This is a genomic window from Flavobacterium sp. GNP011 (assembly GCF_056428925.1).
In genome coordinates this window covers 130,189-152,789 of sequence record NZ_JBWJVJ010000005.1, presented here as the reverse complement: position 1 = coordinate 152,789, position 22,601 = coordinate 130,189, and the positions used below count along the sequence as shown (strand labels likewise).

The 22,601-nt window shown below is 33.7% G+C and carries 22 protein-coding genes; 9 read left to right on the top strand and 13 right to left on the bottom strand.

Annotated features, from left to right (window positions below; all coding sequences use genetic code 11):
• Positions 1-131 precede the first annotated feature (131 nt).
• The 7 genes from AC061E_RS06740 to AC061E_RS06710 all read right to left on the bottom strand — a co-directional run bounded on the left by AC061E_RS06740 (position 132) and on the right by AC061E_RS06710 (position 6,124).
• Positions 132-854, bottom strand: coding sequence for a hypothetical protein (locus tag AC061E_RS06740; RefSeq protein ID WP_478285555.1), 723 nt, complete (start codon positions 852-854; stop codon positions 132-134).
• Positions 855-995: 141 nt separating this feature from the next.
• The gene (locus AC061E_RS06735; RefSeq protein ID WP_478285554.1) at positions 996-2,213 is read right to left on the bottom strand and encodes a retropepsin-like aspartic protease; all 1,218 of its coding nucleotides are present in this window, start codon (positions 2,211-2,213) and stop codon (positions 996-998) included.
• 87 nt (positions 2,214-2,300) lie between these two features.
• Positions 2,301-2,558 (bottom strand): hypothetical protein, encoded by a 258-nt coding sequence (locus AC061E_RS06730; RefSeq protein ID WP_478285553.1) that lies wholly within the window; start codon positions 2,556-2,558, stop codon positions 2,301-2,303.
• Between the two features lie 239 nt (positions 2,559-2,797).
• The gene (locus AC061E_RS06725) at positions 2,798-3,094 is read right to left on the bottom strand and encodes a hypothetical protein (protein WP_478285552.1); all 297 of its coding nucleotides are present in this window, start codon (positions 3,092-3,094) and stop codon (positions 2,798-2,800) included.
• A gap of 176 nt (positions 3,095-3,270) precedes the next feature.
• Positions 3,271-3,918, bottom strand: coding sequence for a DUF4145 domain-containing protein (locus AC061E_RS06720; protein WP_478285551.1), 648 nt, complete (start codon positions 3,916-3,918; stop codon positions 3,271-3,273).
• 161 nt (positions 3,919-4,079) lie between these two features.
• Positions 4,080-4,754, bottom strand: coding sequence for a hypothetical protein (locus tag AC061E_RS06715; RefSeq protein ID WP_478285550.1), 675 nt, complete (start codon positions 4,752-4,754; stop codon positions 4,080-4,082).
• A 335-nt stretch (positions 4,755-5,089) separates the two neighbouring features.
• Positions 5,090-6,124 (bottom strand): hypothetical protein, encoded by a 1,035-nt coding sequence (locus tag AC061E_RS06710; RefSeq protein ID WP_478285549.1) that lies wholly within the window; start codon positions 6,122-6,124, stop codon positions 5,090-5,092.
• Between the two features lie 411 nt (positions 6,125-6,535).
• On the opposite strand from AC061E_RS06710, the gene AC061E_RS06705 reads away from it, so the two are divergent.
• Positions 6,536-7,942, top strand: coding sequence for an APC family permease (locus AC061E_RS06705; RefSeq protein WP_221917608.1), 1,407 nt, complete (start codon positions 6,536-6,538; stop codon positions 7,940-7,942).
• A 551-nt stretch (positions 7,943-8,493) separates the two neighbouring features.
• Here AC061E_RS06705 and AC061E_RS06700 read toward each other — a convergent pair.
• Both AC061E_RS06700 and AC061E_RS06695 read right to left on the bottom strand, forming a co-directional pair.
• A complete protein-coding gene (locus tag AC061E_RS06700) occupies positions 8,494-9,942 on the bottom strand; it encodes a glyceraldehyde-3-phosphate dehydrogenase (protein WP_478285548.1) in 1,449 nt (482 codons plus the stop codon).
• A 158-nt stretch (positions 9,943-10,100) separates the two neighbouring features.
• On the bottom strand, positions 10,101-11,501 hold the full coding sequence (locus tag AC061E_RS06695; RefSeq protein WP_478285547.1) for a trypsin-like peptidase domain-containing protein: 1,401 nt from the start codon (positions 11,499-11,501) through the stop codon (positions 10,101-10,103).
• Between the two features lie 137 nt (positions 11,502-11,638).
• Between AC061E_RS06695 and dapF the strand changes: the two genes are divergently transcribed.
• From dapF to AC061E_RS06670, 5 genes are all read left to right on the top strand, one after another.
• Positions 11,639-12,421 carry a diaminopimelate epimerase gene (dapF, locus tag AC061E_RS06690; protein WP_478285546.1) on the top strand — a complete coding sequence of 261 codons (783 nt, stop codon included), beginning with the start codon at positions 11,639-11,641 and terminating at the stop codon, positions 12,419-12,421.
• Between the two features lie 64 nt (positions 12,422-12,485).
• On the top strand, positions 12,486-13,019 hold the full coding sequence (locus AC061E_RS06685; RefSeq protein WP_478285545.1) for a GNAT family N-acetyltransferase: 534 nt from the start codon (positions 12,486-12,488) through the stop codon (positions 13,017-13,019).
• An 84-nt stretch (positions 13,020-13,103) separates the two neighbouring features.
• On the top strand, positions 13,104-14,144 hold the full coding sequence (gene mltG / locus AC061E_RS06680; RefSeq protein ID WP_478285544.1) for an endolytic transglycosylase MltG: 1,041 nt from the start codon (positions 13,104-13,106) through the stop codon (positions 14,142-14,144).
• 2 nt (positions 14,145-14,146) lie between these two features.
• Complete coding sequence (locus AC061E_RS06675; protein WP_478285543.1) at positions 14,147-15,061, top strand: DUF2279 domain-containing protein; 915 nt, start codon at positions 14,147-14,149, stop codon at positions 15,059-15,061.
• Between the two features lie 97 nt (positions 15,062-15,158).
• Positions 15,159-15,800: a peptidoglycan-binding protein LysM gene (locus tag AC061E_RS06670; protein WP_478285542.1), complete on the top strand. Its 642-nt coding sequence runs from the start codon at positions 15,159-15,161 to the stop codon at positions 15,798-15,800.
• Positions 15,801-15,947: 147 nt separating this feature from the next.
• Here AC061E_RS06670 and scpA read toward each other — a convergent pair whose 3' ends face one another.
• The 4 genes from scpA to udk all read right to left on the bottom strand — a co-directional run bounded on the left by scpA (position 15,948) and on the right by udk (position 20,602).
• The gene (scpA, locus tag AC061E_RS06665; protein WP_478285541.1) at positions 15,948-18,086 is read right to left on the bottom strand and encodes a methylmalonyl-CoA mutase; all 2,139 of its coding nucleotides are present in this window, start codon (positions 18,084-18,086) and stop codon (positions 15,948-15,950) included.
• Positions 18,087-18,140: 54 nt separating this feature from the next.
• On the bottom strand, positions 18,141-19,505 hold the full coding sequence (locus tag AC061E_RS06660) for a methylmalonyl-CoA mutase subunit beta (protein WP_478285540.1): 1,365 nt from the start codon (positions 19,503-19,505) through the stop codon (positions 18,141-18,143).
• Positions 19,506-19,612: 107 nt separating this feature from the next.
• On the bottom strand, positions 19,613-19,936 hold the full coding sequence (locus AC061E_RS06655; protein ID WP_314839919.1) for an FtsB family cell division protein: 324 nt from the start codon (positions 19,934-19,936) through the stop codon (positions 19,613-19,615).
• Between the two features lie 57 nt (positions 19,937-19,993).
• Positions 19,994-20,602 carry a uridine kinase gene (udk, locus tag AC061E_RS06650; protein WP_086454257.1) on the bottom strand — a complete coding sequence of 203 codons (609 nt, stop codon included), beginning with the start codon at positions 20,600-20,602 and terminating at the stop codon, positions 19,994-19,996.
• 150 nt (positions 20,603-20,752) lie between these two features.
• Here udk and AC061E_RS06645 point away from each other — a divergent pair, with 150 nt between their 5' ends.
• From AC061E_RS06645 to AC061E_RS06635, 3 genes are all read left to right on the top strand, one after another.
• Entirely contained in the window at positions 20,753-21,334 is a 582-nt protein-coding gene (locus AC061E_RS06645) for a Crp/Fnr family transcriptional regulator (protein ID WP_478285539.1), read from the top strand.
• 87 nt (positions 21,335-21,421) lie between these two features.
• Positions 21,422-22,174 carry a pirin family protein gene (locus AC061E_RS06640; RefSeq protein WP_478285538.1) on the top strand — a complete coding sequence of 251 codons (753 nt, stop codon included), beginning with the start codon at positions 21,422-21,424 and terminating at the stop codon, positions 22,172-22,174.
• Positions 22,175-22,276: 102 nt separating this feature from the next.
• Positions 22,277-22,588 carry a hypothetical protein gene (locus tag AC061E_RS06635; protein WP_478285537.1) on the top strand — a complete coding sequence of 104 codons (312 nt, stop codon included), beginning with the start codon at positions 22,277-22,279 and terminating at the stop codon, positions 22,586-22,588.
• Positions 22,589-22,601 lie beyond the last annotated feature (13 nt).

Sequence of the window (22,601 nt, the reverse complement as noted above, 5' to 3'; positions counted from 1 at the left end):
TAGCATTGAATTTTGGTCAACATGATCTATTTTTAAAGCACGATTTATCATTGCTACATTGAGGTTCTTATTGATAAAATCGTCGCTTTTTTAAATAAAAACTTTTACAGAAGCTTACATTTTTATTAGTGTTATCTTTTTTTCAAGACTCCTATTTCTGACTCAAACAACATGGGACCTTCGCTTTGTTTAACCGTAAAATTATATTCATTATTCATACTCAGGACTAAGCCGTATTGTTCGTTCATTTGTCTGAATACGTAAAAAGAAAGTATTTTTTGTTCTTTATCATAGTTCCAACTTCCAACTTCTGTGGTCATATAATCTTTTGTCTGTTTCGAGAGATAGCCATTGTACCGTTTTAAATCATTACCCAATCTAATGGTGCGAAAATTATCAGCAGTAGTTAGCGTGTAAGACCCTACAAACTGCTCTAACTGTTCCATTTTAGCATCGTAGTAAACACCGGCTTCACAATTTAGATTTAACACTAAATCAGTGTTAAGGGCTATGTTTTTTAAATTTTCAAACTCAGAAGCATTTACAATTTCTAATACCTTAATGCGCTGTACGCAACTGTTTGGATTAGTTGTTTCTTGCGTTAAGTCTATTGCAAAGACCAAAACGGGACTGTTTAATTTCTTGATTTCGGCAATGGCTATTTTAAAACGGAACGCTCTATCCTTTCCAAAAGGTATAAATTTTTTAGGATCAAATTGCTTTCCTTCTTCGGTCCAATAAATTTTACCTGTTTCTGGTAAGCCGTAAGATTCGACTTTCCCAAATAACTCTAGGTTTTGGGAAAAGCCCTTTAATGAAACAATAAGTAGTAAAAGGATAACTGTTTTTTTCATTTTTTTGGGATTTAGTAGGTGTTATATAATGTTGCTTTTTTAGGTATTTACGTTACAAACGCAAGTTTTCTTTTCAAAGATAAGTATTCGATTTATACAAGAGCCATTTTGTATTAGAGCCCTTTTTTAATTGTATAACATTTAATTTTTTAGCATCTGATCATAAAATAGATTATTTGGATTTAGGTAAATGTGATGATGCTTAAAGTCAATAACCGCATTAAACCTTTTTAAAATTTTATTACCAATGTTTTCATTATGTTCTACGTTTTCTATTTCTTTTTGTTGAATTGATAGAGGAATTTGATACATCTCAAAATCTCCAATTTTCAGCTTGGGCAAAATAACTAAATTGCTAATTATTTCCTTTCCTGCAGAACCTACGGATGTAATTGTTCCTATTTGTTTCATTTCATTGTTAAGAAAGTGCTCTTTTGCAAACTTTTGCCCTACAACTAACGCACCGTTTGAACCTGTATCAAAATCAAACCAACTTTCGCTTACTTTCCCATTTATTATAAGTTTTAATTTTATATAGGGTATTCCTTCTATTAATTTAAACTCCAACTTGGAATATTCAGTAGACAATTTTGGTAATGATTGGTGAACTATTATAATGCTTTTTTCATAATCGATTTCAATAATTTTGCCTTCAAATGCAATCCAACCTAAAACTAAATCAAAAGATGGTTTTTGATAATCAATTGACAAAAGTGAAACATTTTCCCATTTCAAATCGTTGATTTCAATTGTATTTTTAGAACTTGTCCTAACGATTGCTTTTCCATCTGTTCCAGTATTTTCTTGATTTCCGTCTAAATTAATTTTTACTTTTTTATTAATTAATGAGGTAGTAATAACGCAAGAACTTGCGCCTGTATCAAACATAAAATCTAAAGTTTCTGAATTGTTTACTTTACCTTTCATATGAATTCGATTGTCAATTCCAAGTGTGAAAGGTATGGTGTCTGTAGCCTGTGCTGTTTTTGTTAGTCTTGTGTAAAATAGTTTAGGTTCTAATGAAGGATTTTTTTTGCTATCAGTATTTATTTGAGTATAAGCTTTGTGTTTTCCGTTTAGCAAAATAATAAAGTCATATTTTTTGTTTGGTTTTACTGTAAAAGATATGCTATCGATTTCTGAATAAAATGTAATTATTTTATTTCCTGTAAATTTCTGTGTTACAAAAACATCTGGCTTCACATCTGGCGCTATCGTCCATTCATCTTTATAATCAGAATTTCCCTCTTTTATACTAATGGTGTTTTTGTCAGTTTTAAGTATAGGTAATTTTTCTTGTGCAAATGCAAATTGTGTCACAATGATCAGCAGTAGTAAAGGGTAGATTAGAGATTTCATTCGAGTTATTATTTGCAGGGTGTTACATAATTATTTTTAAATTTAGCCCAAAACCGCCAGATTGCAAACGTTTTTTGGCACCGTTATTTAAACTACTATTTTATTTTTACGGCAATAAATTCCCAAGGCAGGCGAGAACGTCCTGCTCGTAGGGGAATTATTGTTCATCGATTTTTTTTTTTTATTAAAACTAACAATAAAAACTCCTACGAAAACAATAAATAAACCTCCAAAATATAAAAGTGCATTACTCTCACCATTTTTTGAGTTTTTTCCCATTTCAAAACCCATCATTGCTAATCCGATTACACTAACAATTATTCCAAAAATATTCTTCCTACTCATCTGTGTATTTTTTAAATTTTTATACTTCTACTTTTTAAAGTTTTAATAATTTATTAAACTGTTTTAAAACAAACTATTTTAATTTCGATTTAATTTAATACTCCAGCTAAAGCGAGGGTCTCACGCATGAACATAGATACCAGGTCAATATATTTAAAAATAAATCTAATGACTGACACAAACCAAAATCCTATTTATCCATTCATCACGAGCGAGACGCTCGCGCTAGCCTTTAGATTTTAAGTTCTACTTAAAAAAAAGCCAACAAAAGTAATAACAAATAGAATCGCCATTACTCCATTCAGAATAAATCCAAATACACTTCTAATTCCAATTGGCTCCTGCAGGCTTTTTAATGAATATACAATTCCAATTATCGAAGTAAGACCGATTAGTAAGCCAATTATAGCAGTAAAATAGTTAGAAATATCAAGTCCAAATACTCCCCAAATTAAGGATACAAATAAAATTATTGATATGATTCCTAAGGTAAATGCTATGTTAGAGTTGGTGCGTTGTGTTATTCTTTGACTCATATTTCATGTGATTTGTTCTATTTGTCTGCAAGCTAGCACGAGCGTCACGCTCGTGAGCATAAATACTATTTCAATATTTAAAAAAAAATCTAATGAACCGGCATAAACTAAAATCCTAATAATCTGTTGTAATCAATCACGAGCGTGACTCTCGCTCTAGCGGGGGGGAGCTAACTTTATTTTCCATCTCTTTTATTAATAGCTTGTTTAAGATTTTCAGGAATATTCTCGTCATAAAACTTGTCGATTTCATTTGGTTGGGAAATCATTACGTCAGATATTATATTAACAAATGCAAATAACTTCCTAGCAGTTTCAATATCATCTTTTAAATCAATAAAACCTGGATGAACAGCATTGTTGCCGACAACCCTGACTGAATCTAATGCTTTTTGCATTTTTACAGGAAGTCCTTTTGTAACTAGATTACCAATGTCTGTATTTATATTTTTACCTGATTCTCCTAAGTGAATACATAATTTTTGAATTGCCAATCGTAATAAAGCAACTGCACCTCTTGGTGATAATTCTATAATACTTCTAGCTTCTAGATAATCATCTTTTATGTTATCTGGTAAATCGGCATTAGGTAGAGGGGCAGTTCCACTGTATGGATAAATCATTTTGTATTCTTTCCAAAATGAGTGTTGTCCACAATGCTCGCATTCAGAAATATTATTTCCTATTATGATACCATGTAATGTTGTCGAACTAAAATGTGTTTTAGATTTTGCTGTATCATACCAATATTGTTTAGCATAAGCACCGCATAATGGACAGTTAAAAGCAGATTCAGCAAATTTTGGATATTTTACATTTGTCATTTTTCAGTTTTTTTATATTTTGTCTCACCACGTCATTCCCTCTAGCTGGCGCGAGCGTCCCGCTCGTGCACGCAATTAATATTTTCAATATTTTAAAAATCTAATGACTGGCACCAATTAAAATCATAGTAATCCGTTAATATACATCACGAGTGGAGTAATTAAAAGTTGAGATCAGGACTATAACTTGAATTCTTACTAATCCAGTTTGTCACCTCAATTTTGATTTCATCCAATAAACTTAGAAACTGCATTAGTGTCATATCTTTATCATTAAATTTGCCAAAAGCTTCTTCATTATTATTTTTCTTTCCAGGCACAATTACCACTGAAAAATTTTTCAGTTCTTCTGGATTTAAATGAAGGATATATGAACACCTTATTTTCTCGATCGTAGAACTAATTTTTTTCGGCATAAAAGGGCTATCGGATATTGTAAAAAGCTCTTCCAAGTCAGTCATATATTCTGTTGAGAAGGCTAGTTTATCACCATAGAATCTTTCAAAGGCAATATTAAATGGATCATCGAGTCTAATATTAATAAAATATTTTTGACTATCGTTATTTATATAGAAAGTCGTTTTTTTGAATTGTTCAATGAACTTAAAGACAGTTTCAGTATTTTTTTCTAGCAAAGGTGTTTCAATACCAAACTTATTGAAAAGCAACAGTGCTATAAATAAAGTAAGAATGTTAGTAAGTGAACTCACAACTGTTCCAATAACCGTAATAATTGTGTTTGGACTTTCGCTTTGGTTAGCAAAAAAAATAGGTAAAATGACTACTGTAATAAAAGATATTGAAAGAATAATAGATATTATATATTTACTTTTCATGAGAATTAATTACAATTTAAAAATACGTCTGACAAAATCAAACACAGTTCTCTCAAATTAGGTCGCCTGCTTTGATTTCAGCCAAATTTATCTGTCTTCAAATATAAGAATAATAGTATTACAAAACGGCAAACGCTTTTTATTAATTGCAAGCTTTTTGTACTTAAAACGCTAATGAAATACTTCTCTTTTTCGAGATTGAAAATGAAAAGGAGGATTTCGCATGAAGGATAGGAGCGGCATCCTTTATTTTCTTTCTTTAAGAAAATAAAGATAAAGCGCATAGCCTGACGCAGCTGTAGCCGTGCGGTGGTTAGTAGATGTTTTTCTTATTTTCAATAATATTCGATCTGTCTTTCAATTATTCTTGTAGTCTGATTTTTATTAGAATAAGTTTTTTTAACCCAATTTTTATGTTTGTCATTGACGATATTTATTTTGAATATATCGTTACGTTCTTCATTATTTCCGTAACCTTCGGTTTTCCACTTTGAGGTTATATTGTTTTTTGTAGTCGTTGTAATATAGTAGCTTTTAATTTCGTTATTATTTTTGTAGTAGTATGTAAATGCAATGATTGAATCTTTGTATGTATAAATTAATGTTCTGCTTTCTAAATAATGATTGTCATAATCTTCTTTTATTTCAAGCGAATATTTTTTTGCCTTCAATTTTTTTGTTACTTCTTTTACATTAAATTTTGGTCGAATTTTTGTCGAAATTAAAGTATCTTTTATTTCTTTATATTCATATTTTGTTAGTCTTTCAGGATAAAATGATAGCTGATTCTCTGCTTTAAAAACAACAGTTTTATCAGAATCATTTTCAGGATTAAGATATAAGTCTTCAATTAATTGATTTTTCTCATTGTATTTGTATAATCGGTAATCTTGTAATAGATCCTTAACAAAATGTTCCTGTTTTATGACTAAATTATCTTTAAAATAATTTATATATTTTTCTTTATAATTTTCATTAAAGTCTATGGTAGTTGAATCAGGAAATTCATTTTCAGTAGAAAAATATTGTATCACAGCATTAAACATTTTGCCTTCATTTTTTCTTGAAATTTTTTTAATTCTTTCTAAATCATCAAACTCAGTTACATTCCACAAATTGTCTAAAGATTTGTCGAATTTATTTATTTTGAGTATTTTTTTTAACTTCGAAAAATGTATTTCAGAGATAGTTTTAGTTGTGTCAATTTTTTCCTTGTTTCTATTTATTTCATAAATTTTTAAAGTCATTTTTTTAACATTACCATTAAAATCTATCTCATTTGGAATTATTTGTCTTTTATCGATTTTAGTATTTTGAGAAAATAATAATCCAAATTGGAAAAATATAATAAATAAATAGGTCTTGTTCATTTTTACGATTTTCTTGAAATTTCTGTCAAATTTTATATATGTGTCACTAGTTTAAACACATCACCCGGAAATTGGGAAGCATTGCTTGCAGTTAGCTAGATCGATTTTCAAATATAAGTATAATAGTATTACAAAATGGTAAACGCTTTTTATTAATTGCAAGCTTTTCGTACTTAAAACCCTGACACAGTTCTTCTCTTTTTCTGAGATTAAACTTGAAAAGGAGGATTTTGCATGAAGGATAGTAGCGGCATCCTTTATTTTCTTTCTTAAAGAAAATAAAGATATAGCGCATAGCCTGACGCAGCTGTAGCCGTGCGGAAGCTGGGACATGCCCGAAATAAGTGCATCTTAATTTAGATTTCTAAAAAAAGTATATCTTTAGCCCACAACTAACCAAAAAACCATTTTATGGAAGACCAAAAACCAGACAATTTTAAGAGAGAATTAGGACTACTTGACGGGACCATGCTTGTGGTGGGCTCTATGATAGGATCGGGGATATTTATTGTAAGCTCGGATATGGTGCGACAACTTGGCTCTGCCGGCTGGCTGATTGCTATGTGGGTGCTTACGGGCGTGATTACGGTGATTGCTGCGGTGAGTTACGGCGAGTTGAGCGCGATGTTCCCTACAGCGGGCGGGCAGTATGTGTATATTAAGGAAGCTTATGGTAAACTCATTGGGTTTTTGTACGGATGGAGCTTTTTTGCGGTGATTCAAACCGGTACTATTGCGGCGGTGGGTGTGGCTTTTGCCAAATTTGCGGCTTACTTGTATGCGCCTTTGAGTGATAAAAATATTTTGTATGAAATAGGCGATTTTAAACTAAACGCTGCCCAAATTGTATCTATTGTTACGATTGTATTGTTGAGTTATGTGAACAGTCGCGGAGTGAAAAACTCGAAGATTTTGCAAACGGTGCTTACGGTGATCAAAGTACTTTCGTTAGCGGGTTTGATTATTTTTGGTTTTATTGCTGCAGATAGTGCGGTGTGGGATGCGAATTGGGCCAACGCTTGGCAAGCTCAAAGTTTGAATGTGGAAACAGGCGAGTGGTTGCCTATTGGTGGTATTGCATTGATATCGGGTATTTCGGCGGCTTTTGTGGGATCACAATTCTCTAGCGTGGCTTGGGAAGGCGTAACTTTTATTGCAGGCGAAATTAAAAACCCAAAACGCAATGTGGGTTTGAGTTTGTTTCTAGGAACATTATTGGTGAGTGTGATTTATATTGTGGCCAATGTGATGTACTTGGCTGTGGTGCCTTTGTTTGATATTGCTACGGCTGAATCGGATCGTGTGGCTGTGGTGGCATCGCAAACTATTTTTGGGTCGGTAGGAACTTTGATTATTGCCGTGATGATTATGATTTCGACTTTTGCGTGTAACAATGGTTTGATTATGGCGGGTGCTCGCGTGTATTATACGATGGCGCAGGATGGTGTTTTCTTTAAAAAAGCGGCTTCGTTAAACAAAGCGAGTGTACCAGAATGGTCTATTTGGGCGCAATGCATTTGGGCTTCGGCCTTGTGTTTAACGGGTAAATATGGGGATTTGCTTGATTTTGTGGTGATTATTGTACTGGTATTTTACATCTTGACCATACTAGGAATTTTTATTTTACGTAAAAAAATGCCCAATGTGGAGCGTCCGTACAAGGCTTTTGGTTATCCAGTATTGCCTGCTTTGTACATCTTAATTTCTTCGGCGATATGCTTAGCGTTATTGTACACAAAACCAACTACCTGTGGTTGGGGTGTCTTGATTATGCTTATTGGTATCCCGATTTATTATTTGACTAAGGCGAAGGAGTAGGTTTTTTTAATTATGAGTTATGAATTATGAGTTATTAAGTAGTAAGCTGTGAGATGTCTTATATCATTCATGAATTTAAAATAGTTCAACTTATATGAACTTATATTCCTTATATGTTTAAAAATACTTGTAGTTAAGTGTTTTTATGGGTTTTTAAAAAATCAATAAAAAATCTGCTAAATCTGCGAGATCTGCGTTCCAATTCAGTACCACAACAAAAAAGTGGCTGTTCTATATTTAAAAATATTGACTAAAGCTAAAAGTCTTTGTGAAATCTGTGGTTCAGTCTCAGTATTCAGTCTCAGTTTTTAATCTCGGAGTTTAGGTTGAATATTTATAAAGTTGAAAATCTGCTAAATCTGCTAAATCTGCTAAATCTGCGTGCCAATTCAGTACCACGAAAATTAAATAAAAAAATCCGTCTCGTTCTAAAACAAGACGGATTTTGAATTTTATTCAAGTCGGGAAGTGGTTGTCTTAAATTTAAAACTATTGACTAAAACTAAAACTAAAAAAATTTCAACCACCCACCACAACTTGTAAACAGTAGGCTAGTAGTACGTAAAACGTCTTACTTTAGCAATATATTTAGCCAAGCGAATTACTTGGTGGCTGTACCCGTATTCATTATCATACCAAATGTAAAGCACAATATTTTTCCCATCTGCAGACACAATAGTAGCATTACTGTCATAGATAGCAGGCGCCGAAGTACCTACAATATCAGAAGAAACTAATTCGTTATTCAATGAATATTTTATTTGCTCTACAAGCTCCCCTTCAAGAGCGTATTTTTTCATAATTCCATTGATGGCCTCTACAGAAGTGGTTTTTGAAACCTCAAGGTTTAATACAACCAGCGAACCATTAGGAACAGGAACTCTAATAGCATTTGAAGTTAATTTTCCAGCTAAGCTAGGCAATGCTTTTGCAACAGCACTTCCTGCACCAGTTTCAGTAATTACCATGTTTAAAGCAGCTGCTCTACCACGGCGGTATTTCTTGTGCATGTTGTCTACCAAGTTCTGATCGTTAGTATAAGCATGGATAGTTTCTAAATGTCCCTTAACAACGCCAAGGGTATCTTCAACTGCTTTCAAAATCGGAGTAATGGCATTGGTAGTGCAAGAAGCAGCAGAGAAAATATTGATTTCATCTGGGTTGTACTCGTTGTGGTTTACACCGTGTACAATATTAGGAACTCCTTTTCCAGGAGCGGTAAGCAATACTTTATCGGCTCCTTTTGAAGTTAAATGGCGGCTCAAAGCTTCTTGAGTTGTAAATGCACCTGTATTGTCAATTACAAGAGCATTGTTGATGTCAAATTGCGTATAATCAATTTCTTCTGGACCGTTTGCAGTAATAATATGAACGGTTGTTCCATTGATGATTAAAGCATTGTTTGCAGGATCTGCAGTTACTGAACCTTCAAAATCTCCATGAATTGAATCATAGCGCAACAATGAAGCTCTTTTTTCAAGAGAAACGGCATCGTTTTTATCACGGGTTACAATAGCACGCAAGCGCAATTGACTTCCTTTACCCGTTTTTGACATTAATTCTCGTGCTAGTAAACGACCAATACGTCCAAAACCGTATAAGACAACATCTTTTGGATGAATTTCTTCAGAATCTTTAGCGTTTTTTAATTTGTCGATTACAAAATACTTAGCATCTGGATATTTATCTTCTTCTAATCCATATTCATAAGTAAGTTTACCAATGTCTAATTTTGCAGGAAGTAAGTTCAACTCTAAAATAGCTTTTGCAATTTTAACCGAATCAAATACTGAAATAGGTTTGCCTACAAACTCAGCAGCATATTCATGTAAATTGATAATCTCACTTACATTTCTGTCTAATAATTGATTGCGGAATAAGACCATCTCAATTGATTTGTCATACCATAAATCACTGATGATTTTAATCAATTCTACTCCTGCACGTCGCCTGTCGGCTTGCAAAGAGACTTCTTTTTCGTATAAAGTAGTAGTTGCCATGTTGAAAATTTAAGGAAAATAAGGTGTTGTATTTTTTAAAATTTTTTGCAAAAGTACCCATTTCAATCGATTTCGTAGTGTGTTTTTAGATTTTTTTATAAAATAAAAAAGCCACCTTGTTTAGCAAGATGGCTTAGTATTCAATTTTAAAAATAAACTTACATGTAAAAACGTAGCAGTTCACCATTTTTACTAATCAATTCTATGCGTACCTTTTGATCAGCTTCTATTTTTCCAAATCTTTTCGATACCGTTTCTACATCTGTTGCTTTTACGTTATCAATACTTAAAATGATACTTCCCACTAGTTCCTCTTCATATTGTTGCCACTGTTCATCGCTAATTCCTTTAATGCGCACACCGTGATCAATTTTATATTTCTTTTTATCAGCAGCTTCAATATTTTCGAGTGTTATACCTTTGAACTCCGCATTAAAAAACTCGTTTTTGCTCAAAGTCACAGGAACGGTTTTAGTTTTTCCGTCTCTAATATAGGTAACTTGAACTTTGTCATTTGGTCTTTTCGTATTGATGTATCCAGAAAGATCTGCAAATGATGTAATATTTTGTTCGTCTAATTTGACAATCACATCTCCGTTGGTTAAGCCAGCTTTGTCAGCACCAGAATTTTTAGTTACCCTTTTTATATAAAATCCTTGGGTTAAACTAATACCGTATTCTTTAGAATTCATACTGTTCAATTCGCCACCTTCAACGCCTAATATTCCACGTTGTACATTCCCGAATTCCATTAAATCTTCAATGATTTTTCGGGTAATGTTGGAGGGAACCGCAAAGGAGTATCCGGTATAACTTCCGGTTGGCGAGGAGATCATGGTATTGATGCCAATCAATTCACCACGGGTGTTTACCAAGGCACCACCACTATTACCAGGGTTTACCGCCGCATCCGTTTGTATAAAGGATTGAATGCCGTTCGTGTCAAGATTTCTGGCTTTCGCCGAAACGATACCCGCCGTAACAGTCGAATTCAGGTTGTACGGATTTCCTACTGCCAATACCCATTCACCCACTTTCACCGAATCAGAATTGGCGAAAACCGTATATTGAAGCTTTTCGCCCGCATCGATTTTTAGCAAAGCAATGTCCATTTTGGAGTCGGTACCAATTAATTTTGCTTTGTATGATTTCTTATTGTTGAGTGTAATTTCAATTTCAGAAGCGTCTTTCACTACGTGATTGTTCGTTACAATATAGCCGTCTTCAGAGATTATTACTCCGGATCCCGTTCCTACTTGTTCTTGTGATTGTCCACCTCTATAACCGTAAAAATATTCCAAAATAGGGTTAGAAACAGTGGTTCTGGAAACGTTTTTCACGTGCACTACGGTATGAATGGTTTTATCAGCGGCCTCAGTAAAATCAAGTATTTCCGATGATAAACCAACACGCTTACCGTACGAGTTGGAAGCCATGGTAACTACTGAGCCAGCATCTTTTGAAAAATAACCATCAGTATCAAATAATAGCTTGTAAGAACCCAAGGTAACTACACCACTTAATAAAGAAACTCCAAATAATGTTGATAAATTTTTCATAGTCAATTTCGTTTTTAAAAAAATATACAGGTAAAATTAAAACTTTTTTGGATTTTTAAAATACCGTTTAACGCTCTTTAACAATGATTAACATTTCATTAATAGTTTGTACTTTTGTATTTCACAAAATTAAAAAAATGCAATTAGAATTTTATAAATACCAAGGCACAGGCAATGATTTTGTAATGATTGACAACCGTACCGAATTTTTTCCAAAGGAGAACACAAAATTGATTGCTCAACTGTGTGACCGCCGATTTGGAATAGGAGGCGATGGCTTAATTTTGTTAGAAAATGACTTGGATACCGATTTTAAAATGGTGTATTACAACTCAGATGGAAACCAAAGTTCCATGTGCGGCAATGGTGGACGCTGTTTAGTGGCTTTCGCCAAAAAGCTTCAGGTTATTGAAAACAAAACTACATTTATAGCCACAGATGGATTGCATCATGCTACCATTGACGAGAACGAAATTGTAGCATTGCAAATGATTGATGTACCTGCGGTGCAAGTTGAGGAGGATTATGTGTTTTTAAATACAGGTTCACCACATCACGTACAATTGGTAAGTGATCTAGAAAACTACGATGTAAAAAATATTGGCGCATCAATTAGATACGGAGATTTATACGGTCAAGCAGGTAGTAATGTTAATTTTGTAGAGCAAATTAATGAAAATACCTTTTCTCTTCGAACGTATGAAAGAGGCGTTGAAGATGAAACACTTTCTTGCGGAACAGGCGCTACTGCTGTTGCTATTGCCATGAATGTTTTAGGGAAAACACCTGAAACAGCAATAGATTTGAATGTTGAAGGCGGCAAATTAGCAATTTCATTTGATGTCAATGAGGGTGTGTTTACCAATGTGTTTTTAAAAGGCCCAGCTCAATTTGTATTTCAAGGTACGATTGAGATTTAATTTTTAGAAACTAGTATTAAAATCAAGTTTGGTGTGTCTCTATGTAACTTTCTGAAATAAATAAATGAAAACATTAAAAGGCGATAATATTTACATTCGGGCATTAGAACCCAATGATTTAGAATTTATTTATGCAATTGAAAACGACCAAAGCATTTGGGAAGTAAGCAATACAAACACTCCATACAGTAGGTTTCTAGTCAAGCAATACCTTGAAAACGCACATCAAGATATTTACGAAGCTAAGCAGTTGCGTCTTGCTATTTGCCAAGATCAAGATTTTCCCGCCATAGGTTTAATTGATTTATTTGATTTCGATCCAAGGAATAATAGAGCAGGTGTGGGTATTGTAATTCAAAAGGACAACAACCGAAATCAGAATATTGGCTCCGAAGCTTTGGATTTATTAATCGAATATGCATTCTGTAATCTTAATTTACATCAATTATATGCAAATATTGGTACCGAAAATGTAGCAAGTACCGCACTTTTTACTAAATTTGGTTTCAAAATGATTGGTATAAAAAAAGATTGGACTTTGCATCAGGGATTTTACAAAGATGAAGCCATGTACCAGCTTATCAATACTAAATTTTAATTTTTCAGGTTAAGATATAAATGTTTTTAAATCAATTAATTACCTTTTCAACAAACTAAAAGCTTAAAAAAATAATACCACCCTATGAATACTAAGAAAATTATTAGCATTGTTTCAGTTGTTTTGATATCTGGACTGATGATCTACGGCATGATTTTATTAAAACAAATTTTCTCTGCCAATACTAAGTTTCCTGAGCAAGAAGTGTACGTTTATGTACCTACAGATTCTAAATATGAAGATGTCAAGAAAATTTTAAGCCCTTACGTAGAAAATCTAGAGCGTTTTGAGCTTGTAGCTTCTAAGCGAGGCTATATTGAAAATGTAATTCCAGGTCGATTTTTACTTACAAAGGGAATGAGCAGCTATGATCTTGTAAAAACCCTACGTTTGAATTCGCCAGTAAAATTAGCATTCAACAATCAAGAACGAATAGAAAATCTTGCAGGTCGTGTAGGATCTCAAATAGAAGCGGATAGTTTAGTTTTGCTAAATACATTTAAAGATTCAGTTTTTTTACAAGAAAACGGATTCAACGAGGAAAATATTTTAGCCATGTTTATTCCCAATACTTATGAAATTTATTGGAATACCACAGCCGAAAAGTTTCGAGACAAAATGATTAAAGAGTACCGCAACTTCTGGAACGAAGAGCGTACTGCAAAAGCAAAAGCTCAAGGTCTTACTCCAGTTGAAGCTACAATTTTAGCCTCAATTGTTCACAAAGAGTCGGTAAAAAAAGATGAAAGACCAAGAATTGCAGGAGTATATCTTAACCGATTGAAATTAGAAATGCCTTTACAAGCAGATCCTACGGTGATTTTTGCCATGAAAAAGAAAGCCAATGATTTTAATCAAGTAATCAAAAGAGTTTTTTACAATGACCTGACAATGTCTCATCCTTACAATACATACATGAATATTGGTTTGCCTCCTGGGCCAATTGCTATGCCTGATATTACTGCATTAGAGGCTGTTTTAAATCCTGAAAAAAATGATTTCATTTATTTTTGCGCTAGTGTTGACCGTTTTGGGTATCATGAATTTGCAGCTACATTGCCAGAACATAATGTAAATGCCAAAAAATATTCAGATTGGATTAACAATCAAGGCGTAGTAAGATAGTTGTGAACACTATTTTAAGATACACGTTTGTTGCTGTGGTGTTTTTTCAAATTGGCTTTTGCCAAAGCAAATTAAACACGTTTTTAAATCCTTCGGATACAATACAAGTGCAAAGGCAAAAAACAGTGTTGATTTCCGAAGCTGTGGTTGCAACAGGAACATTACTTGCTTTGAATCAGTTATGGTATGCCAATTATCCCAAATCTGATTTTCATTTTGTAAATGATAATGCAGAGTGGTTGCAAATGGACAAAGTAGGGCATGTTTTTTCATCGTATCAATTGGGGAGTTTTAGTGCTCAAATGCTCCATTGGAGTGGTGCTTCTAAAAAAAATCAGCTACTTTACGGCGCAGGATTGGGTTTTGCATTCTTGACCGCTGTTGAGGTAATGGACGGATACTCCGCAGAGTGGGGAGCTTCTATAGGTGATGTTATTGCTAATGCTACAGGAACAGGCTTGTATGTATCGCAAAAATTACTGTGGGATGAACAACGCATACTGCCTAAATTTTCTTTTCATACTTCACCTTATGCACAATACCGTCCAGCAGTGTTAGGGAAATCCGTATCAGAACAAATCTTAAAAGATTATAACGGACAAACCTATTGGCTCTCTATTAATTTACATTCCTTTGCTAAAAATTCTAAAATACCAAAATGGTTGAACGTTGCTTTGGGTTATGGTGCCGAAGGAATGGTAACAGGAAATAGCGCTACACTTGCTTCGAATGCGACTTTCAATCCACAACGATACAGACAGTTTTACTTCAGTTTAGATGTTGACTTGACAAAAATTACAACAAAATCTCATTTTTTGAAGACGGTTTTCTCTGTTTTTAATACAGTCAAAATTCCTGCACCTACAATTGAGTTTTCGCACTTAAACGGCTTTAAATACCACTTCATCTATTTTTAGATAAGTTTAACGTGTTGATTATCAAGCTTGCTATTTTTTTTGTATCTTTGCGCATAGAAATTTCTTAACGGGACAGCGTTTTGAAGAAAAACAATTTATGATAAAGAAGTGGTATTTTTATGCTAGTCTAACTGTGATTACAGTTTTTTTAAGCTCAGGTTTTAAACCTTTTAACCTAGAAACCAGCCCTTGGTTTCTAATAAATGAAGAAGATGGAACGCACTACTTATTTCCATCCGAAGAAGCAAGTGAATACAGTAATTTAAGTATTCCATTTACAGGAAATTTTTTCATAGGCTTCAAAGAAGCGATCGGGCATCGAGAATCCGAAAGCAAATACAAAAAAATCAATTCGCTAGGATATTTAGGTAAATATCAATTTGGTACTGAAACGCTTAAGTCTGTTGGTGTAAAGAGCAGTACTACCTTTTTGAATAATCCTGAATTACAAGAACGCGCTTTTATTGCATTATTGGCAAAAAACAAGTGGGAATTAAAAAGAGAAATTGATAAGTACGACGGTACAATTCTCAATGGAATACGTATCACCGAGTCAGGAATATTAGCTGCTGCTCACTTAGGCGGCGCAGGATCGGTAAAAAAATATTTTAGACACGAAGGCAAACGCAATTTTAGAGATGCTTACGGTACTTCTATCAGGAGTTATATGAAAATGTTTGGCGGGTATGACACTTCCTTTATTGTTGCAGATAATAACGCAACGGTACATAATATCTAGTTAATATTTACTGGGTTTAATTGAAATTAAAAAGTTATATTCTTTAATAAAGTAATAGTTTTCAATTTCTTGTAGTATGTAGTCAGTCCAATATTTTACAAAACAAAAAAATCACCATTTAGGTGATTTTTTTGTTTTGTAAAAGGTTTATTCAAAACTTTCGAGTAATATTTCAAGTATTTTGATTGCTGCGTCACTTATTTTTGTTCCAGGCCCAAAAACAGCAACCGCTCCAGCATCAAATAAAAATTGATAATCTTGTGCAGGTATTACGCCGCCCACAACTACCATAATATCTTCACGACCGTATTTTTTTAGTTCATCAATTACTTGTGGCACTAGCGTTTTGTGTCCAGCAGCTAGGGATGAAACCCCTAGAATATGCACGTCATTTTCAACAGCTTGTTTGGCAGCTTCTTCGGGTGTTTGAAAAAGAGGACCTATATCCACATCAAATCCCACATCGGCATAGCCAGTTGCTACTACTTTAGCACCTCTGTCGTGTCCGTCTTGCCCCATTTTTGCAATCATGATTCGAGGGCGACGGCCTTCTTTTACTGCAAATTCGTCGGCTAATTGTTTTGCTTTTTCAAAACTTTTGTCATCTTTTATTTCTTTACTATACACACCACTAAATGATTTTATTTGTGCTTTATACCTACCAAAAACGGCTTCTAAGGCGTCACTAATTTCTCCAAGTGTAGTCCTGTTTCTGGCTGCTTCAACTGCAATTTCAAGTAAATTTCCCGCGCCAGTTTGAGCAGAAAGAGTCAGTTTTTTTAGTGAATCTTGTACTTTTTGGTTGTCTCTAGACGCTTTAATTCGCTCTAATTGTTCTAGTTGCTGCTTGCGAACCATTTGATTATCTACATCAAGAATCTGCAATGGATCTTCCTTTTCTAATCGATATTGATTTACACCTACAATAATATCTTGTCCACTGTCTATTCGGGCTTGCTTTCTTGCGGCAGCTTCCTCTATTCGTAATTTTGGTATGCCGGATTCGATAGCCTTGGTCATCCCGCCAAGTTCTTCAACTTCTTCGATTAATTTCCAAGCGTTTTCGGCGATTTCATGTGTCAAACTTTCTACATAATAGCTCCCAGCCCATGGATCGACTGTTTTTGTGATTTTAGTTTCTTCTTGTAAATAAAGCTGTGTATTTCTAGCAATTCTAGCCGAAAAATCTGTAGGTAAGGCTATAGCTTCATCAAGTGCATTGGTATGCAAAGACTGTGTACCACCAAAAGCTGCAGCGGCAGCTTCTATACAGGTTCTTGCTACATTATTAAACGGATCTTGCTCAGTTAAACTCCATCCCGATGTTTGACAATGCGTTCGTAATGCTAGAGACTTATCATCTTTCGGTTCAAATTGTTTAACTAATTTTGCCCAGATCATTCTACCGGCACGCATTTTTGCAATTTCCATAAAATGATTCATTCCAATTGCCCAGAAAAAGGATAAACGCGGAGCAAATTCATCTATTTTCATTCCTGTGGCTAATCCAGTTCTGATGTATTCCAATCCATCAGCTAGTGTATATGCTAATTCAATATCGGCTGTAGCTCCAGCTTCTTGCATGTGGTATCCAGAAATTGAAATGGAATTGAACTTAGGCATGTTTTTGCTGGTATACTCAAAGATATCAGCAATTATTTTCATCGAAGGTGTAGGGGGATAAATATAGGTATTACGCACCATGAATTCCTTCAGAATATCATTTTGAATGGTTCCTGAAAGTAATTCAGCTTTAACTCCTTGCTCTTCTGCAGCTACAATATAAAAAGCCATTATAGGTAAAACAGCACCATTCATAGTCATGGATACTGACATTTCATCAAGAGGAATTTGGTCAAATAGGACCTTCATATCCTCAACTGAATCTATAGCTACACCTGCTTTTCCAACATCGCCAACAACACGTTCGTGATCTGAATCATAGCCTCGATGGGTAGGTAAGTCAAAAGCCACTGAAAGTCCTTTTTGTCCTGCAGCTAAGTTTCTGCGATAAAATGCATTACTTTCTTCGGCTGTAGAAAATCCAGCATATTGTCTTACAGTCCAAGGACGGCGAACATACATGGTAGCATATGGTCCACGTAAATTTGGTGCAAAACCAGCCCCAAAATCAAGATGCGTGAGCTTTTCAATATCTTGTTGTGAGTACGTAGGTTTTAGCTCTATTCCCTCTGCAGTTAGAAATGCATCAGCAGAAGAATTTACATTCACCACTGTTATTGGGTTGCTTTCTAATTTTATATGTTGTAAATCTTTTCTTTTCATTTGTAGTGTGCCAAATTATAGGAATGCTGTTGATTTATAAAGTTCATTATCCTTTTATTCAAGCTCTAATCGTTCTTGTTCTATTTTTTCTGCCAAACGTTTTTCAATGATGGGTGTAATCAAGGTTTTTCTTGGCTTGACTTTTACAAAAGGAAACAACTCTAAATCATGTTTCATTTTATCCTGTTTATTAGGATGTTTGTTAGTTCCTAACAAAATTTCTTTACCAGAATCAAATAGTTCTTGAGCTGTATCTGCGCTTTCTTGAATTTTTCTTTTTATGGTTCCTTCATTTAATTGCTTTAGGAAACCTCCATTTGCCTCAATATCTTTAAATAATGCTAAGGCTTTTTCTGCAAGTTGTTGCGTTAGATTTTCAATGTAATAACTACCATCGGCGGGATTATTTACTTTGTCAAAATAACTTTCTTTTTTAAGAATTAACAACTGATTGCGAGCAATTCTATCTCCAAATTCATTGTCTTTGTGATATAAAGCGTCATAAGGTAGATTGGCTATTGCATCTGCGCCGCCTAGGATAGCACTCATACATTCGGTAGTGGTACGCAACATATTTACGTTGTAATCGTATAAAGTTTTATTTCTTTTGGTAGGGAAAGCAATAATGTTACACGGTAGCGTATGGTTATATTCTTTAGCAATTAAGTTAAATAGGATACGCAGTGCACGTAATTTTGCAATTTCAAAGAAATAGTTAGTCCCTACAGCTATTTCAAAAACAATAGGTGTTGAAATTGATTCCACACGATTAAAATACTCATTTACATGACCTAAACTATATGCAATTTGCTGTACAATTGTAGCGCCAGCATTTTGATACAATGCGCCGTTTACGCTAATAAAAGAAACCGAGTTCGTGGATGACGCTATAGTATTCAAGCTGTCAAAATTACTTTTTTCTTGCGTGGAAAACCAATTTCCATCTTTGGCAAGTTGGCCTATTGGATCTAAATTACAAAAAATAGTAACGTTACTTTTTTTAGCAAAATCCTCTATTTTTTTCACGAAATCGATTGAAAAAAATCTTAGGTTAAAATAGATGGTAATCCCTTGAAGAGCTATTTTTTCTAATAAAAGGGTGATGTTTATAGTTTCGTCTTCAATAGTAAACCTCAAGCTATCAGCGCCTCTATTTAATGCATCTTGAGCTCTTTCAATTGATTTAGAGACATCAAAAACAAAAATATTTTGACAAATTTTGAACTCAGTAGCTTTTGTTCCACTGTTTAAAGCGGGACTAGTTTCATCTTTGTGGTAAAAAGGTTTTACCATGATATCCTCAGGGGAATACCAAACTAAGGTTTCGTTATAATCCGCACCTTTAAGTTCGTACTGGATTTTTTGTTTCCATTGTTTGGATGAAACAAGATCAAAATCTTCAAAAAGGTTTGTGTTCATTGTATTTTTAGTTTTCATTATCTCAACCTTACCTTGAGGAAGGAGACTTATATTGTTGTTTTTGCCTTTAAAAAATGAATTCTGGTAGCTTTACTAAATCTTTAATTTTACTTATTTACTAGAGTATCGTTTTCAAATTCTATAATGTAAATGTCTTCGCTATCTTTTTTCATGTAATATTTTTCCCGAGCATATTTTTCTATTTGTTCGGAATTTTTTAATTGCTTGATATTTTCTTTATCTTTCTTAATTTCCTCTTTATAATAAGTTGCATTTTCCTCTAAATCGTGGATTTGTTCATCTAAAATCCGATGATTAAAATAAGAGTAATTATCTAAAAAAATCATCCAGATACAAAAAAACAAGGACACCCAAACATACTTATTACTCAAGAATCTTAGCCAAGGATTGTTTTTAAATTTGTTTTTCATGTTCTACTATAATGCTATTAGATACTGGATCAGTATTTTTTATAAAGATACGGTAATTTATGAAATCCTTTGGTTAATTACTGCTCTAACCACATCAATTGCCACGGTGTTGTACTTGTCATTAGGAATAATGATGTCAGCAAAAGCTTTTGTAGGTTCTATAAACTGCTCATGCATTGGTTTCAATGTATTTTGATATCGGTTGATTACCTCGTTCATATCGCGACCACGTTCTGCAATGTCGCGTTTCATCCGTCGAATTAGGCGCTCATCACTATCAGCATGAACATATATTTTAACATCAAATAATTCTCTTAACTCTGGATTTGCAAGAATAAGAATTCCCTCTACAATCATTACTTTTCTAGGATGTGTAAAAACAGTATCGTCTGTTCTATTATGAGTTACAAAAGAATACACAGGTTGGTGAATGTTATTTCCTGCTTTTAGTTCTTTTAAATGCGAAACTAATAAAGGAAAATCAATGGCTCTAGGATGGTCAAAGTTGATTAAGGCTCTTTCATCAAATGAGAGTCCGTGGTTCTCTTTGTAGTATGAATCTTGGGAAATAATTCCTACCTCAGTTTGCGGCAACTCATTCATTATTTGATGTACAACAGTTGTTTTACCGCTACCTGTTCCTCCTGCAATTCCTATAATTAGCATATGTGTATTATTATGTTTTTAATGTGGCAAAAATAGGAATTTTAATGGGGTAGTTTTTCATTTTTAGAATAAAAATTAGTGCAAATATTTGTTTTTTTGTCCTTTATGAATGCGGATTTAGTATCTTTATTATTTAAAATCTAAGCCATCGTGTACACACAAATTAATGCTAATATTAGTAGGTATGTCTCTTTTAGTTCAAGCGAGTTAGCAATTTTTAATTCTCTTTTAACGCATAAATTTGTGCCTAAAAAATCCATGTTGTTGCAGGAAGGGGAGAAATGTAACTTCGAAATTTTTGTAATCAAAGGCTGTGTCCGAAAGTATTATATTGATGCCAATGGATTTGAAGTCATTTTACAATTTGCCATAGAAAATGCTTGGGTAAGTGATAGTTCATTTAGTATTTATGAAAGCAGTCCCAGTCGGGTTTTTATAGAAACTCTTGAGGATTGTGAGTTTTTTGTTTTTAGTCCCGATACTAAAGAGGAATTATTTGCCACAGCACCGCGATTCGAAAGGGCTTTTAGGATTTTAATGCAACGAAGTTTGGCGGTAACTCAAGAGCGTTTGTTTCTTACTATGGCTAAAACCGCTACCGAAAAATACCAAGAATTCACAGCGCAATATCCCACACTTTCGCAACGGGTTGCACAACATTATATTGCTTCTTATTTAGGCATTTCGGCTGAATTTTTAAGCAAAATAAGAACAAAAATGGCTAAGAAATAATGTAGAAAATTGTTTTTCTTGTTCTAGTTCAATGTACTCGTTTTTTATTTAATGCAATTTTGTACTCTAATTTTAAATTACTACATCATGGAAAACACAACGATATCTCAAGAAAATGCTTTAACTCATTATGAACTACACAAAGCAAATACACGTGGGCATGCTAATCATGGCTGGTTAGAGTCCTATCACACTTTTAGTTTTGCTAATTACCACAACAAAGATCGAATGAATTTTGGAGTTTTACGTGTATTAAATGATGATAGAGTGAATCAAGGTATGGGTTTTGGAAAACATCCACATGATAACATGGAAATAATATCCATTCCATTAGAAGGAGATCTAGAACATCAAGACAGCATGGGAAATACAACGGTGATCAAAGAAGGAGATATTCAAGTGATGAGTGCCGGTACTGGAATTTTTCATAGTGAGTATAATAAAAATAAAGATCAACTGGTTAAGTTTTTACAAATTTGGATTTATCCAAATAAAAAGAATGTTACCCCGCGTTATGATCAAGTTACTTTGGATTTAAACGACCGACACAATAAATTACAACAAATTTTGTCTCCTAATCCAGAAGATGCTGGCGTATGGATTCATCAAGATGCTTGGTTTCACATTGGTAAGTTTGATAACATGCATACAGCTAATTACCAATTGAAGAAATCTGGAAATGGCGTTTATGCTTTTATTTTGAAAGGTGATTTTACAATAGGGGGTATTTCTTTAAATGAACGTGATGGTTTAGGTATTTGGGATACGAATACCTTTGATATTGTTGCAAATAGTGAAGAAGCTCAAATTTTATTGATGGAAGTTCCTATGCAATTGTAAGTAGTAAATTCTGTTTTGCAAAAAGAAACGGAACCTTGACAATCCTAATTAATAAGTACTTGCTATTTATTAAATTTTCCAATTCATCAAAACTTTTTTATAATGATTAGTTTGCCAAAAATAAATATTTTATATGTGGGTTGTCATGAAGAAATTACCGCAACTGTAGTACGATTGCTTAATGCTAACCCAGAATGGAATGGAGTAGGCGTATGTTCTTTAGAACAAGCAATGCATGTTTTTTGTGAAACGTCATTTTCAGTAGTATTATTAGGTTCGGGTATAGATGAAAAATGGGAAACTGATATGTGTTCCTTTTTTAGAAGAGAAAATCCAAATATTAAGATAGTACAACATTACGGCGGAGGAAGTGGCTTGCTCAAAAGTGAAATACTACTCGCTTTAGAAGACTAAAAATAAAAGAGGA